Below are 637 nucleotides of genomic sequence, written 5' to 3' on the forward strand. Positions count from 1 at the left end.
ATTCTTGTGTAAATCGACGTCTCATTTTATCTGCCTCTATTAAAAGTTAGAGGCGACAACTATCCTGACACAGGGGGGTTTGATGAGTCAATCCAACCATTCTTGATATGTAACCAGCTTATTAAACGAAGAGAGTTGGATAACATCACCGATTCTTTGGAAGAAAACCCTGTAACTCTGATTAGAGCAGAAGCAGGAGTTGGGAAAAGTTCATTACTTCTCGAACTTCATAATTACCTTCGTAAGACAGGAGTCATCAGTGTTCCGGTGAGGCTTGATCGACGAACTCCAGAAGATAATCTAGATGCGTATGGAAGAGCTTTAGGTTTCCCGTACTCACCACCTTTCAGCTTAAGTTCATTATCAAAACACAACAAAGTAGTGATTATATTAGATCAACTCGACGCTATCCGATGGACTGGCGCACATTCTAATATCGCTTTGCACATTTGCCAGGAGTTAATCCGGCAAACAATTGCGCTACGTAAAGAAGGAGCCAACATATCAATCGTCTTGGCTTCTAGGGATTTTGAGTTAAACGAAGATATCGCCTTATCAAGCCCCCTGTGTCAGGATAGTTGTCGCCTCTAACTTTTAATAGAGGCAGATAAAATGAGACGTCGATTTACACAAGAAT

General features: G+C 41.1%; 1 protein-coding gene. It reads left to right on the forward strand.

The features are described 5' to 3' along the window. Positions 1-135: 135 nt before the first annotated feature. Positions 136-591: a hypothetical protein gene (locus tag I6F42_RS20025; protein WP_231616415.1), complete on the forward strand. Its 456-nt coding sequence runs from the start codon at positions 136-138 to the stop codon at positions 589-591. The last annotated feature ends 46 nt before the right edge of the window (positions 592-637 follow it).

Source organism: Pseudoalteromonas sp. SWYJZ12 (assembly GCF_015864395.1).
In the GTDB taxonomy this organism is placed as follows: Bacteria; Pseudomonadota; Gammaproteobacteria; order Enterobacterales; family Alteromonadaceae; genus Pseudoalteromonas; species Pseudoalteromonas arctica.